Genomic DNA, 16,138 nt, shown 5'->3' with positions numbered 1-16,138 from the left:
GGCGCACGCATGCAAATCCTTGGAGCGTGGCCGCCCCAGAACCATTCAAGCCTCGTAGGGAGATTTTCCCGACAAGGCCATGCCCCCGTTCTGCCACAGAGCAGACCGGTTTTGACGTATGATACTCACATTCACGTGGTCCACGCGACGGAGCCCATGGTCTTAGCGACGATCTGACGCAGCCGACTCCGGAGGCCCTTAACGGGCACAAAAACCACAAGAAACGCGCGCCTGCAATGGTCTTGCCATTTTTTCGCCTGACGAGACCGGCTTCATCCGCTTGATCAGGATCAAAGACAAAGGATTTTTAGTCGAAAAATCCAAGATCCCATATGCATTTCCACGGCCGGGCTGGTCAGAAGCCAGAGCTTGCGGCAATGTTAACCCTGAGATTTGAAGCCGATTCGCGCCTGTGGACTGGTTATCGCGCCGCAAGGCTGCAGCCGGAACAGGACGTGACAGGAGGACCCCTTGCTGAGCCGTTTGTCATCGCTGGGAACAGCCCTTGCCCTTATTGCTGGAATCACTCTGGTTCCGATCGCCCCACTGCCCGCGATGGCACAGGGTGAAGTGAAAGCCACACATGGCGACTGGCAGATGCGCTGCGACACGCCTCCGGGAGCTGCCAGCGAACAATGCGCGCTGATCCAGAATGTGACCGCTGAAGACCGCGAGAACGTCGGGCTCTCCGTGATCATTCTGAAAACCGCAGACAAGCAGGCCCGTATCCTGCGCGTTCTGGCGCCGCTTGGCGTGCTTCTGCCCTCCGGCCTTGGTCTGCGTGTGGATAACGCGGATATCGGCCGCGCTGGTTTTGTCCGCTGCCTGCCCAACGGCTGTATCGCGGAAGTCATCCTGGAAGATCAGCTGATCAACAAGATGAAATCAGGCTCGCAAGCCACCTTCATCATCTTCCAGACCCCGGAAGAAGGCATCGGCATTCCGATTTCCCTGAAGGGCTTTTCGGCAGGTTTCGACGCCCTGCCCTGATCAAGGCCCAAACTTCAAAAACAAGACAGCCCGGCGAGGATCTTGCCGGGCTGTCTTGTTTTCAGGGTGTCAAACGGCTGCGGGCCCTTAAGGCTTGTCCGCAGCATTGCGGCGGGGGGTTATGCCGTGGAGACGGTCCGTTCCCGCATAGAGCCCTTCCTGCATCTGGATATCCAGCCGCTCCTTGTCGCGCCGGCGGACATCCTCCTCGATCTGGCTGATCCGGTCCTGAGGGATGCCCAACTGCTCAAGCGCCGCCCGGCCAAAGGCGAGGCTCGACTCGAAAGTCTCGCGGATCTGATAGTCAACGCCCTTGCGCGTAAGCTCCAGAGCATGCGCCCTGTCAGTGGCGCGGCAGAACAGGAGAACGCCTGGAAACCCTTCCCGGATCAGGTCAATCGACTGAAGCATGACGCGGTCATTTTCGATGCAGAGCGCAATCAAAGCAGCCTGTCCGGCGCCAGCTGCAGCCAGAACATCAGGGCGGGTCGCATCGCCATAGTACACCTTGTAGCCAAGCTTGCGGGCATAGGCGATGCGGTCGGGGCGATTATCGAGGGCACGCACCTCCAGCCCCTCCGACGTCAGGATCTGGGCGACCATCATGCCAAAACGGCCAAAGCCGATCACCAGAACGGTTGGCGTTGCCTCATCGAATGTTTCAATGACCGGATTTTCCACCCCGCTCGCCTTCAGCCGTTCTGCAATCCGGTCCAGCGTCAGGCACGCAATCGGCGTCATCACCATGGTCAGCATGACGATGGAACTGAGGACATTTGCCATCTCGTAAGGCAGAACCTGGCTGCCGGCCGCCGCCGTGAAGAGAACAAAGGCAAACTCGCCGCCCTGCGGCAGCGTGACCGCAATGCGCAAGGCATCCTGATTGGAGGACCCCGTCACCCGGGCCAGCCCCCAAAGGAATAAGCCCTTCACACACATCACCAGCACCACGCCGCCTGCAACGATCCAGAGGTTGTTCACAAGGACCCCTAGATCGAAAGTCATGCCGACCGCGACAAAGAACAGCCCCATCAAAAGAGACCGGAAGGGTTCGATGTCTGCTTCCAGAGTGTGCCGGAAACTCGACTCGGCCAGCAGGACGCCTGCGAGAAAGGCGCCGAGCGCCATGGACAGGCCTACAAGATGCATCAAGGCGGCGCTGCCCAGCGCGACAAGCAGTGCTGCAGCCAGCATGACTTCCCTTGCCCGGCTGGCCGCAAGCAGCGAGAAAAGTGGCGAAGCCAAATACCGTCCCGCCACCACCACAGTTGCGACGGCCCCAACGGTCAGCCCTGCCTGATAAAGGAAATCGTGACCGGATCCCGTTCCGTCATCAGGCGCAAGAACCGCGACCATTGCCAGCAGCGGAACAATCGCAATGTCCTGGAAGAGCAGAATGCCAAAGGCACGCTGTCCGTAGGGTGCTGACAGCTGGCCACGCTCCTGCAGGATCTGAACGGCAAAGGCGGTGGAAGACAGGGCAAGCCCCAGACCGGCCACAAGCGACACCTTCGGGTCGATGCCAATGGCCAGCCCGAAAAGATGCAAGGCTATGCCCGTCAGGACAACCTGGGCAAGCCCAAGCAGAAAGATGTCCCGCCGCATGCGCCAAAGCTTCTTCGGATCAAGTTCCAGTCCGATCACGAACAGCAGCAGGACAACTCCGATTTCAGCAAATCCCAGAACGCGCTCTCCGGACGTGAACAGTCCGAGTGCAGAAGGCCCCACGGCGATCCCGGCTGCCAGGTAGCCGATGACGGAGCCCAGACCGAGACGTTTGCTGACCGGAACGGCAACCACGGTTGCCGCCATCAGCAGGATGGCTTCTGTCATGAAGGGCGGAGCGCCTGCGGCGGCCATGATGTCTCCTGACGGTCCGGGATCGGCTACAAAGAACAGTCTATCTGGGTTTTCCCTGCAAATGCTTAAGCTTGGAGGGCGGAACGGTCACGGCCTAGCACGCGTCGGGCGGCAAGAACAATCCGGCATTACTTCGGGCTGAACCCGCACTCGCGCAGGAAGGTTTCGAGTCCGGTGGGGGATCTATAGAGATGCGCTGTCAGCCCCGCCGTTTGTGCGCCCTCGATGTTTTCCTCCCGGTCGTCGACAAACAGAGTTCTCATCGGGTCGTGGCCATAACGGGCACAGATCCGCAGAAAGACACCGGGATCAGGTTTACGGGCCTGGAACTCCGCGGAGACATGGCTTTTCCCGCCGAAGATCTCCAGAACCTCTGGCGCGCAGACCGGCAGCGCTTCCTTAAGCAGCATGCCGTTATTGGTCAGAAGCGCTACGTCCGTCTGCTCCGCCAGCCGGCGCACCATGTCCAGAACATCCAGGCGCGGCCGCATCATCTGGCGGCGGATGTCCGCCCAGGTGTCGAAATCGATCGGATACCCAAGCAGGTCCGCGAACTGAGCCAAACACCCCTCAGCACTGTCCGGCTGACCCATTTCCGCCAGGTTTTCATGCGGCCCGCCCCAGACGGCTTCGTGGATTTCAGCCTGCGTCCGGCCCGTCAGATCTTCCAGAAGCTGAAGCCGGACGGGATGTTCATAATCATAGAGCACCTCGTCCATGTCGAAGACGGCAAAGGTGAAACTGGTCATACTGCAGTGCCGCCAACCGTCAGGGCGTTGATGCGCATGGAGGGCTGGCCGACGCCGACCGGAACACCCTGGCCCTGCTTGCCGCAGGTGCCCATGCCAGGATCCAGCTGCATGTCATTGCCGATCATGGCAACGCGGGTCAGGGCATCCGGACCGTTGCCGATCAGCATCGCGCCCTTGACCGGCTCACCGACCTTGCCATCGCGAATGCGGTAGGCCTCGGTGCAGGAGAAGACGAACTTGCCGGAGGTGATATCCACCTGCCCGCCGCCGAAATTGACGGCGAAGATGCCGTCCTTGACCGAAGCCAGAATTTCTTCCGGCTCCTTGTCTCCGCCGAGCATGATGGTGTTGGTCATCCGTGGCATGGGGATATGGGCATAGGATTGGCGGCGGCCATTGCCGGTGGGGTCCATGCCCATCAGCCGGGCATTCTGCCGGTCCTGCATGTAGCCCTTCAGGATCCCGTCCTCGATCAGCACCGTCCGGCTGGCAGGCGTGCCCTCATCATCCACGGTGATCGACCCGCGACGGTCGGGGATCGTGCCGTCATCGACAATCGTAACGCCGGGAGCGGCCACCCGCTGGCCCATGAGACCGGAGAAGGCGGAAGTCTTCTTGCGGTTGAAATCACCCTCAAGGCCGTGACCGACAGCTTCATGCAGCAGGATACCGGGCCAGCCCGGTCCCATGACCACATCAAAGGTGCCGGCGGGAGCTGGAACCGCCTCCAGGTTGACCAGCGCCTGGCGCAAAGCCTCTTGGACCCCGTCTTGCCAGCATTCAGGCGTTATGAACCGCCCGAACCCCTCGCGGCCGCCGCAGCCGAAGGAGCCCGATTCCTGACGGGCATCGGTCCCCGCAATCACGCTGATGCTGAGGCGCACCATGGGCCGCACGTCGCGCACCAGATGGCCGTCTGCTCTCAGGATCTCCACCACTTGCCAGGATCCGGCCAGAGAGGCTGTCACCTGCCGTACCCGCGGATCGAGATCGCGGGCATAGGCGTCGATTTCCTGCAGAAGCTTGACCTTGTCCTCAAAGCTCGGCGCGCCGAGAGGGTTCGCGTCCGTATAAAGTTTCACATTGGTACGCGAGGGAGCGGCGGCATAGCTGCCCGCATGGCCGCTCTTGACCGAGGCGACGGCGTCAGCCGCGCGCCTCAAGGCGCCTTCCGAGATTTCACCGGAATGGGCATAGCCTGCCGCCTCACCCGCCACGGCTCTAAGGCCAAAACCCTGCGCCGTGTCATAGTTTGCGCCCTTCAAGCGGCCATTGTCGAACACCAGACCTTCGCTCTGGCGGTACTCCACAAACAACTCGCCATCATCTGCGCCCGCAAGCGCTTCCGCCGTAATCCGGCGGGCAGCCTCCAGGCCAAGGCCCAAAGATTCAATGAGGTCTGTGGTGTGGTCGGTCATGGGATGTCCCGTTCAGAAACTGCCAGTTTGTAGATGCCTAACATAAGTGATGCTGAGGCGATTGCACCCTTTAAACCGGGTTCTCCACCTCTGGTGCGCAGGTCATCTGGCCGTTTCCCGCCAGATATCCGGGCCTTTCGCGCAGTTTCCCGGCCGCGGACGATTGACAGATGCGCGCCCAGGCGCAAAGAGAGGACACACTTTCACAGACTTGGAAGAAACCGGGTCTGGCTTGCCGGAACCTGCCGCCATGCGTAGGATTGCGTCACTCATTGCCCGGCGCTGGCGGGGCAGCTCATTTCACCGGACCAAAAGACCAATGATGAACCGCTACGAAAATCCCCGCGTTCCGACTGAAGCCCGCATCCGCTATCTGGACGGCGACTATCAGATCGAAGCCCCGGGAACGTTCGTGCGTTGCGCGGTCACCGGCACTGCCATTCCTCTGGAAGAACTGAAGTACTGGTCTGTGTCCCGTCAGGAAGCCTATGTGGACGCAATGGCTGCGCTGAAGCGTTTCAAGGAAGACGGCAAGGCCTGAGAAGCCTGAACGCGCTGGACAGTCACGCCGGTTTGAACGCCCGCTGACGGATCCGTTCGCGGATCAAGGTCATCAGCCGGTCCTCATCGCTGATCACCATTTCGACCGGCAGCACTTCCGTGCGTGAGGCCAGCCAGCGGAAGATCTGGTGCTCGTTGCTGCGAAGGCGGGCCATGTCCTTGGCGGTGGTTACCAGCTGCAAGCCCTTGTCCTCGGCGGTCTTGAGCAGCGACTGGGCCTCTGACTGGGTAAAGGGATGATGGTCCGGAAAGGACCGCGTCTCCGCAACTTCAAGACCTTCATCCTTCAAGCTGGCGAAGAACTTGCCGGGGCGCCCAATCCCGGCGAAGGCTAGAAGCGGGCCATTGCGCAGGCTGTCCGGAACGCTCGGTCTCAAATGGCCATGCAGGATCGGAAGCCCGCGCCGCGCCGCCATGTGAATGGTCTCATCCGCGCCCGGACCATCGCCAACCACCGCCAGCACATCCGTGCGGACCACCTGGTCCTTCATCGGCGCGCGCAAGGGGCCTGCCGGAAAGCACTGGCCATTGCCAATTCCCGTCACCGCATCGACCAGTACGATCGCCAGGTCCTTGGCCAGCGCCGGGTTCTGAAAACCATCGTCCATGATCAGGATGTCGATGCCCTGCGCTTCAGCCAGGGCTGCGCCCGCCACACGGTCGGCAGAGACCACAACCGGCCCGGCCTCTGCCAGAAGCAGCGCCTCGTCTCCCACAGCCCCGGCGTTGTGGCGTTCCAGATCGACGACGAGCGGGCCTGCCGCCCGGCCGCCATAACCACGCAGCAGAAAGCCGGGCTTGTAGCCCTCGTCGCAAAGACGGTCGTAGAGACTGAGTGAAAACGGCGTCTTGCCCGCACCGCCCAGAACATAGTTCCCGATGCAAAGGACGGGAATACGGGCGCGGCCGAGATGCTTGCCTCTCATCCGCTTTCCGGACACACGCCCGTAGATCCAGCCAACCGGCGCCAACAGGACAGATTGCCAGGAGCTGCCGGGCTTGAACCAGAAATCAGGAGCTTTCGTCACGCACGCTGCCCTCCGCCGCCAAGCCCTATCCTGTCCAGAAAGGGCCCCAGCGCGTCAAGCGTTCGTTGCAATGCGCCGCGACCACCATCAATGATTTCTTTTGCAGCCGCCCGCATGGCCTGACGGCGGACGCGGTCTTCCAGCAATTGGGAGATGGCCCCTGCCAGCTCTTCCGGCTCTTCAAGACGCAGAGAAGCCCCGGCCTCCCAGAGCGACCTGTACACGGGCCGGGCATTGGGAACCTTGGGTCCGCTGACGATCACCGTATCCAGGGCTGCCGCCTCCACCGGATTGTGGCCGCCCACGTCCGCAAAGGAGCCACCAAGGAACGCAACACCGCTCACACCGTAGAGCAGCCCCATCTCGCCGAGCGTGTCGCCCAGATAGACCTGTGTCTGCGGCAGGATGGGCTCACCAAGACTGCGCCGGGCCAGACCCAGTCCTTTCGCTCTCACCATGGCGGCCACATCGTCAGCACGGGCTGGATGGCGCGGGGCGAGCAGAAGGAGCAAATCCGGGCGTTCTTCGAGGAGCGTCAAATGGGCGGTGAGCACGACTTCATCCTCACCCGGATGGGTCAGGGCCGCAAGCCAGCGCGGCCGCCCGCCGATCTGCCGGCTGATCTCTGCCTGTTCTCCGGCAGGTGCAGAAGGCGGTTCCGCATCGAACTTCAGATTACCGGGAACCTCGACCCTGCGGCAACCAAGCGCCTTGAGCCGTTTGCCATCCGCCTCGCTTTGCGCCAGGCAGAGATCAAGACAGCCGAAGACATAAGCTCCGGCGGAACGGATGAAGGACCAGTTGCGGGCAGATTTCGCAGAAAGCCGGCCATTGATCAGAACAAAGGGAATTCTACGTTGTTTCAAAGCATCAAAGGCAGCTGGCCAGACCTCGGACTCAACGGTCAAGGCGAGATCCGGCGACCAGTGATCCAGAAACCTGCGCAGGAAAACCGGATTGTCATAGGGAATGAACTGATGCAACGCCCCATCCGGCAGCCGTTGTGCAGCCAGCTCGGCAGAGGTCAGGGTCACCGTGGTCAGAAGAACGGTTGCGCCTCTTGCGGTCAGCTCTCCGATCAAGGGCAGGACGGAATTGGTTTCACCGACGCTAGCCGCATGGATCCAGACCAGAGACCCCGCCGGACGGGCAATCTTGGCGAAACCAAACCGCTCGCCACCGCGCAGGGGATCATCCTTGCCTGAGCGGCAACGCAGAAAATGGGTAAGGCGGTAGGCGGGCATGCCAAGGCGCGCCAGGGTCAGATAGGCAAAGAGCGCAAGAGGGCGCGGCTCAGCCGTCATCACGGCCTACCAGCTCATAGGCATGGCGGGTTGTCGCATTGAGCCCCGCTTCCACTGCAAGACGGGCCTGCTCCAGTGCATTGTCGTCCGCGTCCGCCGCGACATGGATCAGTTCGCCGAAAGCAATGCCCCCCTTGCCGAACGGCAGGTTGATGCTGGCCTTGTCCCAGGAATTCAGCTCGATGCTCCGGCTGGTCGCCACCGCGAGCGGCAAAATTGGACGGCCCGAATGCTTGGCAAGCTGAACGATGCCCTGCCCCGCAACACGTGCAGGCCCCTTCGGCACATCCGCAGTCAGCGCAACGTTGTGGCCTTCCTTGAGAGCGCGCAGTGCTTCAATGAAGCCGCGCATGCCGCCACGCTTGTTGATTTGATGGGCCTTCTGACTGCCGGAGGCCCGGATCAGACCGATCCCGAGCTTGCTTGCCGCAACAGCATTCACTTCGCCATCCGCAGAGCGGGAAATCATGACCTTAGCGCTCCATCCCTTGGGTAGACAGAACGGTGTCATGAAATGCTGCCCATGCCACATGGCAACAATGACCGGAAGGTCAGGCCGCAACTGATCATAGAAACCGGCAGGCTCGCTCACGAACCGGTTGGTCCGCCATACGAGTTTCAAATATCCTGCCAATAGCGAGCCGACACCCCTCAAGATGGCGGGGTGGCGGCCATAGCGTTTGATCATGGAATGGAACGTCCGTGTCGCAGGCGCACTCAGGCTGCCATTTCCGGGTCGAGAAGACGGTGCATATGCACGATGAAATAACGCATATGGGCGTTGTCCACCGTCGCCTGCGCCTTCGCCTTCCAGGCCTTGTAGGCTTCAGCGTAGTTCGGATAGATGCCGACAATGTCCAGCGCTTCGAGATCGCGGAATGTCAGGCCTTCCGGATTGTCCAGCTCACCGCCAAACACAAGGTGGAGAAGCTGCTTCGGAGTTTCGGCTTCGCTCATGTCTCTTGATCCTGCTCGTTGCCGTTTAAACGGTTCATAGGGTCAGCTGACCACGCCCTTAAGGGCACCACAAACGGCGGGAACCAGCTGCAAAGGTGCAGCGATCAAGGCCGGGTGGCGGGTGGAGGACCGGTTGTAGGAAACAGCCTGCCCATCAAGGTCGGTTAATCTGCCGCCTGCTTCCTGCACCAAAAGATCGGCTGCCGCAAGATCCCAGTCATTCGCATAGGCCCGCGCCGCGGCAACTTCCAGCCGGTTTGCCGCGACCAGGGCGATGCGGTAGGCCAGCGACCGGATGCCGGGCCCGGACTGAAACCCCATGGCCCGGACACCTGCATTCGCAGTGACCGAATGCGGGGCCGCAAGCCGCGACCCGGCCAGTTTCTCATGGCCAGAGACCTTCATCACCTCGCCGTTCAGCGTTGCGCCGCCGCCCGTGGTTGCCAGGAACATCTCTCCCCTGACAGGGCAAAGAAGAGCTGCCGCAACTGGGCGCCCTGCTTCGGCCACCGCCAGTGAAACGGTCCATTCATCGCCGCCGAGCAGAAATGCACGGGTGCCATCGATCGGATCAACGATGAAGGTGCGTTCGCAGGAAAGCCGTTCCGGGCTGTCCACCGTCTCTTCAGAAAGCCAGCCGTAGCCGGGCCGGGCATTGCGCAGCACTTCCGCCAGATGCCTATCAACCGCCATGTCGGCTTCGGACACCGGGGAATTGTTGTCCTTGAACCAGCGGCGGGGGTCCTGGCCGAAGAAGCTCATGGCAAGCTCTCCCGCTGTCCGGGCGGCAGCCTCCAGAAGCTCCAGATCATCGGCGTTCAGGGAAGAAGCCCGGCGCATGTCAGTCTCCGGCAATGGCAAGCCCCTCGATCATGATCGACGGGGTTGCCGTCGAATAACGCGCATCAAGGTCGCTGGCCGGAACCATCCGGGCAAACATGTCCGTCAGGTTTCCGGCAATGGTAATTTCGCTGACGGCCTGGACAACCTCGCCATTTTCGAACCAGAAACCGGCGGCCCCGCGGGAGTAATCCCCTGTCACCCCATTGACGCCGTGGCCGATCAGATCACTGACCAGAAGCCCGCTGCCCATTTCCTTCATCATCTCTTCGGGAGACTTTTCGCCCGGCATGAAGGTCAGGTTGGTGGAACCGGGAGACGTACCGGCTCCACCGCGATGGGCTCTGCCATTTGGCTGCAGGCCCAGTTCGCGTGCTGTGGCCCCATCCAGGAACCAGTGCTTCAGAACACCGTCCTCGACCATGTTCAGCACTTCCGCGCCCGTGCCTTCGCCATCGAAGGGACGGGTTGCCCCACCGCGCGGCTTGAATGGGTCATCGACAATCCGGATGCCTGCTCCAAATACCTGCTGGCCCATCCGGTCCTTCAGGAAACTGGTCTTTCGGGCGATGGAAGCCCCATTCACCGCACCGGCAAAATGACCCAGAAGGCTGCGGGCAGCGCGCGATTCATAAAGGACATTGGCTGTTCGGGTGGAAATCTTCTTCGGATTGAGGCGGCGCACAGCCCGCTCACCGGCTCTGCGGCCAATCAGCGCCGGATCTTCCATATCCTCAAAGAAGGTCTGGGAATCAAAGTCATAATCCCGCTCCATGCCCGTGCCCTCGCCCGCGACCGCCGTCATGGAAATGCCGTTGCGGGAGCTGAGATAGGAACCGGAGAACCCGTGGCTGGTGACGAGGACGACACCTGCCAGCCGCCAGGACGCAGACGCGCCACCGGACTTGGACACGCCCGAGACCGAGAGGCCCGCGGCTTCTGCCTCTCGCGCCCGGTCGGCAAGACGGGCGGCGTCCATCTCGGAAGGATCCAGCAGCTCTAGCTCAGGAAGGCGCTTGAGCAGCAGATCCGGGTCCGCGAGCCCGGCATAGGGGTCTTCCGGTGTAACCTTGGCCATGGCGACGGCGCGTTCGGCAAGGGCCGCCGGATCGTCGATCCGGTTGGCGGAAACGGAAGCCGTCCGCTTGCCGACGAACACCCGCAAGGTAACATCGTCCCCTTCCGCCCTGTCGGTTTCCTCGACCTTGCCATCGCGCACATCAACCGCCAGGGACACACCGGTTACCGCGACCGCATCGCAGGCATCCGCGCCAGCCTTCCGGGCTGCTTCCACAAGCTGGCCTGCCCGGCGCTCCAGTTCACTCTGGTCGATGATGTCTGCCATGGTGCATGTCTCTCCTGATGGGAAACCCTGTTTAGGACGATGGCCAAAAGGGAGCAAGCGCAGGCGAACCGCCAACCCCAGCCCTCTTGGTTTCACAAAGGTTACCGTTCGAGTTAGATTTAAGTAACCCTCTTTAAAATCAAACTTTTTTAACCGTATCCGTTAAGTGGATCGCCACCGCCCAGCGCTAGTGTGAACTCATTCGCGAGACCTAAAAAACAACCAGGGTCCGACGGAGAGGCAAATTGGGACGTCAAGCATTACAAGACAGAGCTTTTGAGCATGGATCGGAAGTTCAACCACTTCCTGATCCGGCTCTACTGCCCAACATCTTCCAAAGCAGGATGCCGGATGCATTCAGCGGCGCTTTTACCGGTGAACAGGTGCAAGTTCATCTGGACCGCACCAGTGTTTCGATCACCCGTCATATGGCCGGTGCAGAAGACGCGACGGTTGTTCTTCCGGTTCAGTCCTTCTGCGGAGTGATGGTGCAGATCACCCCGGGCGCAACACCCGGCGCGATCCGGGCACGGCTGATCCTCAAGCACACGGATCCCCAGCTTTCGGTTCTTCTGGCGGATACGGAAAGAGCCGAGCAGCTTGCAGCCGCATGGCCGGCATGGGCCTCTGCTCTCGAACTGCCGATGCTGGTGTGTGATTTGGGTGGCCGGGTCAAGCCGATTGAGGCCTATAGTGCCAACCCCGCAGGTCAGCCTGCCCAGCGCCGCAAGCTGGCGCTTCTGACGGGGCGCCGCCCCCGCTTTCTGGTCCGCCGTCAGCGCGGGGCAGCAGGGGCAACTCTCCCGGTCCACCGGGACGAGCGGGAAATCATTGCCCGGTCCTGAGCAGGACCGGGTTTGAAGTTCCTTAGAAATTCCCGATCAAAGAATCCAGAACGAGACCAATGAAGAGGATCCAGCCATAAGCCGTGTTGGATCTGAACAGTTTCAGGCACTGGTCGGGATCATCAATGTCCAGAATGATCGCCTGCCAAAGCAGGTGAAGCGCGCCAATGGCAATGCCAGCAAAGGCCGCAGGACCGGCATCCGCCAGGGTTGCCGCCAGTGCGAAGAGAACGGTCGCAGCAGCGTAGAGCAGCAGCATCGCGGGCTTGGTGAAGATGCCGAACAGACGGGCCGTCGACTTCACGCCTACGAGCGCATCATCCTCTTTGTCCTGATGGGCGTAGATCGTATCGTAGCCGATCGTCCAACAGATCCCGCCGATATAAAGCGCGACAGGCGCCCAGCCAATATGGCCGAATTCAGCAGCCCAGCCCATTAAAGCACCCCAGGAAAAGGCGAGCCCGAGGAAGAACTGCGGCCAGTTCGTCACCCGCTTCATGAACGGATAGACGGCAACAGGCAGCAGCGAAGCGATCCCGAGAAGGATCGTGTAGGTGTTGAACTGCAGCAGAACAACAAGACCCACAACCGCCTGAAGGACCAGAAAGAACTTGGCCTGCGTCCGGGAAACCTGACCGGCTGGAATGGGCCGGGAGCGGGTCCGTTCGACCTGAGCATCAATGTCTTCGTCGACAAGATCGTTGTAGGTGCAGCCTGCGCCGCGCATAGCTACCGCGCCGATTAAAAACAGTGCGAGGTGCCAGAGATTGGGGCCAAGATGCCCTGCCTTGATGGCAGCAAGCGCTGCGGACCACCAGCAGGGCCAAAGCAGCAGCCACCAGCCAATGGGGCGCTCCCACCGGGCCAGGCGCGCATAGGGGCGTGCCCAGGCTGGAAGCCGTGTATCAACCCAGTGGCGCTTGACCGCGTCAGCGACTGGGCCCGTGTCTTTTGTTCCGAAAATCATGACCACGGTTTAACGCGCCGAAGCGATGCTTGGCGAGTGTTTTCTAAAGCGGCAGATCTTCTAAAGGTCAGGCCAGAGGTGAAGGGCCGGAGACCCGATTCCGCCCGCGGTGCTTGGCTTCATAAAGCCGCTGATCGGCAACGCGGAACAGATCGTCGAGACGGGCGCCATCGTCCGGCGCACAAGCAACACCGATGCTGACTGTCACCTTTTCCGGCAGCGTGACGTCGCTGACTTGCTCGATTTGCTTTCGGATCCGTTCAGCTAGCCCCACGGCCTTGTCCGCGGACAAATGGCAGGCCAGCATGACGAACTCTTCGCCGCCCACCCGGTAAAGACTGTCTTGCTGCCGGACATTCTCCTTCAGAAGTTTACCGACAGCCTTGAGGACCTGATCGCCTACCTGATGGCCGAGACGGTCGTTCACACCCTTGAAGTGATCGATGTCGAAAATCAGCATGGACAGCGGTTTTCCCGCCTCTAGACACTCCTTCAGAATTTCCGGAGCGTGAGCATCATAGCGCCGGCGGAGGAAGGCGCCCGTCAGATGATCCAGGCTCGTTGTCTCCAGAAGATCCTGATAGCGCTCGCGGAACGTGAGCACCTGGAACACGTCGCGGAACGGACGATGGGTAAGCCAGCGCTTCTCGTCGTCGAAGAATTTCAGGTAGGTGATGAAGAAGCCCGTGTAGACCACGGTTGCAAACATCTTCGCCATCCAGCCGCCCAGGAAAACCTCAATCGGCGCCTGCGAAATATAGCGCAGAGCCAGATAGAAACCCGCCTGATCGAAGCTCAGCATCACAGCACCACAAAAGAGAAAACGCCATCCGAGATGACGGCCGAACAGATTACCCATCCGCTCGTAAAGAACGATGATGCCAACCGAATCCAGGAACAGCAGAATGGTGCCCCACACCATCAGCCAGCCCATTTCATCGACGAATCCGATGTCAGGCACATGACCGGGGACCACCGATACGGTGTTGTGGTTGCGCAGGATCATCACCAGCCCGACGATCAGGAAGTTCCCGATCAACAGGCCGTAGATGGGCTGGCGGACAACCGCCGCATCTTCGCGAATGTAGAGCAGCAGGATCATCAGCAGCTTGCCGGAGAACATCACTGTCGAACCGGGCGAGATGATGCCGAAAGGAAGCTGGATGTAGAAGACACTCGCGAGATAGGTCTCAAGAAAATGCATCACGCCAAGCGCGCACATGAAAACGCCTATTCCGAGCGATTTACGGGCCCGGAGCAGCGTCATCATGACGGTGAAGTAAAGCGTAGCCTGAACGACCAGCAAAAAGACATTCGAAGAGAGCATGCCTCTCTGTAGCAGCCCGGATAGTTTTGACAAGGCGGTAAACTGCGTGAGTTTCACCCAACTTTGCCCAGCGTTAGGGCATTGGATCGAAATCCTGCAAGCAACAGCGGTAAAGACACCCGCCCTCCACCTGAAAACCTTCCATTTCAAGCAGACGGGCCAGCTCGCTGCCGGGATGCGCCAACGCGTCAACGCCCGCAATCCCGAAGGCATCCAGATCAAGCAGCACGTCCCTGAGAGCCCTGCGGGCAATCGGCCTGCCGCGATGGCCGCGCCGGAGATAAAAGTCGCTGATGACCGCAACCCGTCCCGCCGGACGGACGGAATGCCGGTACAGCACAATAACGAAGCCGGCAGGTTCCCCGGATACGGTCAGCAAGTAAATGCGGCCTGCCCCCGCATCGACCAGCAGCCGGTTAAAGGCGTCGGCCTCTTCTTTCGCGAAGGAAGCAGCATCTTCTGCCAACGCCTCATCGGCAAGCGCACGCAAAATACGCCCGTGGGCGGGCCCCGCCAGGATCAGTTCAAAATTGGCGCGCATCGGCCACCTGCCCGCATTGTCCGCTGCCCCCTGCCATGGTAGACCGCCGCTCAAACAGCCTCCGGTCAGTCCGGGAGGCATCCGGTCCCCGGCAACACCTGCCATCGAAAGAGAGACTGCGCTTCATGAATATCCTCCTGATCGGCTCCGGAGGCCGCGAACATGCCCTCGGCTGGGCGCTCGCCAACTCCTCCCTCGTCACAACCATCTATGCTGCCCCCGGCAATGCGGGCATTGCGGATGTCGCGACGCTCGCCGATTTGGACGTTTCCGACCACGCGGCCGTGATCGCTTTCTGCAAGGAAAAGTCCATCGACTATGTGGTGGTCGGACCGGAAGTGCCGCTGGTCGAGGGGATCGTGGACGATCTCAGCGCATCAGGGATCAAGGCTTTCGGCCCCAGCAAGGCCGCTGCCCAGCTTGAGGGCTCCAAGGCCTTTACCAAGGGCGTTTGCGATGATGCGAACATCCCGACTGCTGCCTATAGCCGCTTCTCAGAGCGCGACGCAGCCCTCGCCTATGTAAAGGAACAGGGCGCCCCGATCGTCATCAAGGCCGATGGCCTGGCCGCGGGCAAGGGTGTCGTTGTCGCCATGACCGAGAAGGAAGCCCTGGACGCCGTCGAGGATTGCTTCAACGGCCAGTTCGGCGCTGCGGGCGCGGAAGTGGTGATAGAAGAGTTCCTGACCGGCGAAGAAGCCAGCTTCTTCGTGCTGGTCGACGGCACGCACTGCCTGCCGCTCGCAACGGCCCAGGACCACAAGCGCGCCTTTGATGGCGACGAAGGCCCCAACACGGGCGGCATGGGCGCCTATTCCCCGGCTCCGGTCATGACCGAGGAATTGACCGCCCGCACGATGAAGGAAATCATCGAGCCTGCCGTTGCCGAAATGGCAAAGCGCGGCACGCCGTTCAAAGGCGTTCTCTTTGCGGGTCTGATGATCTCGGAAGCAGGTCCCAAGCTGATCGAGTTCAACACCCGTTTCGGCGATCCGGAATGCCAGGTGCTGATGATGCGCCTCAAGGACGACCTTCTGACCCTGCTGATGGCCTCCACGGACGGGACACTCGACAAGGTCGGTGCGCGCTGGCACGACGAAGTGGCGCTGACGGTCGTCATGGCGGCAGAAGGCTATCCGGGCTCCTATCAGAAAGGTACAGAGATCCGTGGCCTTGAAGCCGCAGGCGCCGAAGAAGGCGTTCAGATCTTCCACGCAGGTACGAAGGCCAGCGATGGTAAGATCCTCGCCAATGGCGGCCGCGTTCTCAACGTCACGGCCCGTGGCAAGACCGTTCGCGAAGCCCGCGACCGGGCCTATGCGGCCATTGCCAAGATCGACTGGCCCGAAGGCTTCTGCCGCTCGGACATTGCCTGGCGCGCCCTTGCCCGAGACGCCTGATTT

At 61.0% G+C, this 16,138-nt stretch carries 16 protein-coding genes; 4 read left to right on the top strand and 12 right to left on the bottom strand.

All coding sequences use genetic code 11. From position 1 onward, the window contains the following. Positions 1-492 precede the first annotated feature (492 nt). A complete protein-coding gene (locus tag IG616_RS15745; RefSeq protein WP_246476268.1) occupies positions 493-990 on the top strand; it encodes an invasion associated locus B family protein in 498 nt (165 codons plus the stop codon). A gap of 87 nt (positions 991-1,077) precedes the next feature. On the opposite strand, the gene IG616_RS15740 is transcribed toward IG616_RS15745, so the two are convergent. The 3 genes from IG616_RS15740 to tldD all read right to left on the bottom strand — a co-directional run bounded on the left by IG616_RS15740 (position 1,078) and on the right by tldD (position 5,020). Next, complete coding sequence (locus tag IG616_RS15740) at positions 1,078-2,850, bottom strand: monovalent cation:proton antiporter-2 (CPA2) family protein (RefSeq protein ID WP_192149116.1); 1,773 nt, start codon at positions 2,848-2,850, stop codon at positions 1,078-1,080. Positions 2,851-2,978: 128 nt separating this feature from the next. Next, positions 2,979-3,599, bottom strand: coding sequence for an HAD-IA family hydrolase (locus IG616_RS15735; protein ID WP_192149115.1), 621 nt, complete (start codon positions 3,597-3,599; stop codon positions 2,979-2,981). Beyond that, positions 3,596-5,020 carry a metalloprotease TldD gene (gene tldD / locus IG616_RS15730; protein ID WP_192149114.1) on the bottom strand — a complete coding sequence of 475 codons (1,425 nt, stop codon included), beginning with the start codon at positions 5,018-5,020 and terminating at the stop codon, positions 3,596-3,598. Before tldD ends, IG616_RS15735 begins: the two co-directional genes overlap by 4 nt. A 319-nt stretch (positions 5,021-5,339) precedes the next feature. Here tldD and IG616_RS15725 point away from each other — a divergent pair, with 319 nt between their 5' ends. Next, positions 5,340-5,561, top strand: coding sequence for a DUF2093 domain-containing protein (locus IG616_RS15725; RefSeq protein WP_192149113.1), 222 nt, complete (start codon positions 5,340-5,342; stop codon positions 5,559-5,561). Between the two features lie 22 nt (positions 5,562-5,583). Here the strand turns inward: IG616_RS15725 and lpxK are convergent, their stop codons facing one another. The 6 genes from lpxK to IG616_RS15695 are packed head-to-tail and all read right to left on the bottom strand — an operon-like array spanning position 5,584 to position 11,055. Then, entirely contained in the window at positions 5,584-6,609 is a 1,026-nt protein-coding gene (gene lpxK / locus IG616_RS15720; RefSeq protein ID WP_192149112.1) for a tetraacyldisaccharide 4'-kinase, read from the bottom strand. Then, entirely contained in the window at positions 6,606-7,913 is a 1,308-nt protein-coding gene (locus tag IG616_RS15715) for a 3-deoxy-D-manno-octulosonic acid transferase (RefSeq protein WP_192149111.1), read from the bottom strand. Before IG616_RS15715 ends, lpxK begins: the two co-directional genes overlap by 4 nt. Continuing rightward, positions 7,903-8,601 carry a lysophospholipid acyltransferase family protein gene (locus IG616_RS15710; RefSeq protein WP_192149110.1) on the bottom strand — a complete coding sequence of 233 codons (699 nt, stop codon included), beginning with the start codon at positions 8,599-8,601 and terminating at the stop codon, positions 7,903-7,905. The genes IG616_RS15715 and IG616_RS15710 overlap by 11 nt, the downstream gene beginning before the upstream one ends. Before the next feature lie 29 nt (positions 8,602-8,630). Beyond that, positions 8,631-8,870 (bottom strand): DUF4170 domain-containing protein, encoded by a 240-nt coding sequence (locus IG616_RS15705; RefSeq protein ID WP_192149109.1) that lies wholly within the window; start codon positions 8,868-8,870, stop codon positions 8,631-8,633. Between the two features lie 42 nt (positions 8,871-8,912). Beyond that, entirely contained in the window at positions 8,913-9,710 is a 798-nt protein-coding gene (locus tag IG616_RS15700) for a 3'(2'),5'-bisphosphate nucleotidase CysQ (RefSeq protein WP_192149108.1), read from the bottom strand. A gap of 1 nt (position 9,711) precedes the next feature. Further along, positions 9,712-11,055 carry a TldD/PmbA family protein gene (locus IG616_RS15695; RefSeq protein WP_192149107.1) on the bottom strand — a complete coding sequence of 448 codons (1,344 nt, stop codon included), beginning with the start codon at positions 11,053-11,055 and terminating at the stop codon, positions 9,712-9,714. 344 nt (positions 11,056-11,399) lie between these two features. Between IG616_RS15695 and IG616_RS15690 the strand changes: the two genes are divergently transcribed. Continuing rightward, complete coding sequence (locus IG616_RS15690) at positions 11,400-11,900, top strand: DUF6101 family protein (RefSeq protein WP_209007589.1); 501 nt, start codon at positions 11,400-11,402, stop codon at positions 11,898-11,900. A gap of 22 nt (positions 11,901-11,922) precedes the next feature. Here the strand turns inward: IG616_RS15690 and ubiA are convergent, their stop codons facing one another. From ubiA to IG616_RS15675, 3 genes are all read right to left on the bottom strand, one after another. Next, positions 11,923-12,867, bottom strand: coding sequence for a 4-hydroxybenzoate octaprenyltransferase (gene ubiA, locus IG616_RS15685; protein ID WP_192149105.1), 945 nt, complete (start codon positions 12,865-12,867; stop codon positions 11,923-11,925). Between the two features lie 67 nt (positions 12,868-12,934). Further along, the gene (locus IG616_RS15680; RefSeq protein ID WP_192149104.1) at positions 12,935-14,194 is read right to left on the bottom strand and encodes a GGDEF domain-containing protein; all 1,260 of its coding nucleotides are present in this window, start codon (positions 14,192-14,194) and stop codon (positions 12,935-12,937) included. Between the two features lie 73 nt (positions 14,195-14,267). Further along, a complete protein-coding gene (locus tag IG616_RS15675) occupies positions 14,268-14,735 on the bottom strand; it encodes a GNAT family N-acetyltransferase (protein WP_192149103.1) in 468 nt (155 codons plus the stop codon). Positions 14,736-14,860: 125 nt separating this feature from the next. Here IG616_RS15675 and purD point away from each other — a divergent pair, with 125 nt between their 5' ends. After that, positions 14,861-16,135 carry a phosphoribosylamine--glycine ligase gene (purD, locus tag IG616_RS15670; RefSeq protein ID WP_192149102.1) on the top strand — a complete coding sequence of 425 codons (1,275 nt, stop codon included), beginning with the start codon at positions 14,861-14,863 and terminating at the stop codon, positions 16,133-16,135. The last annotated feature ends 3 nt before the right edge of the window (positions 16,136-16,138 follow it).

The organism is Roseibium litorale, from assembly GCF_014842915.1.
Classification (GTDB): Bacteria; Pseudomonadota; Alphaproteobacteria; order Rhizobiales; family Stappiaceae; genus Roseibium; species Roseibium litorale.
Note: the sequence above shows the minus strand (reverse complement) of the source record. Positions and strands in the feature narration are given on the sequence as shown.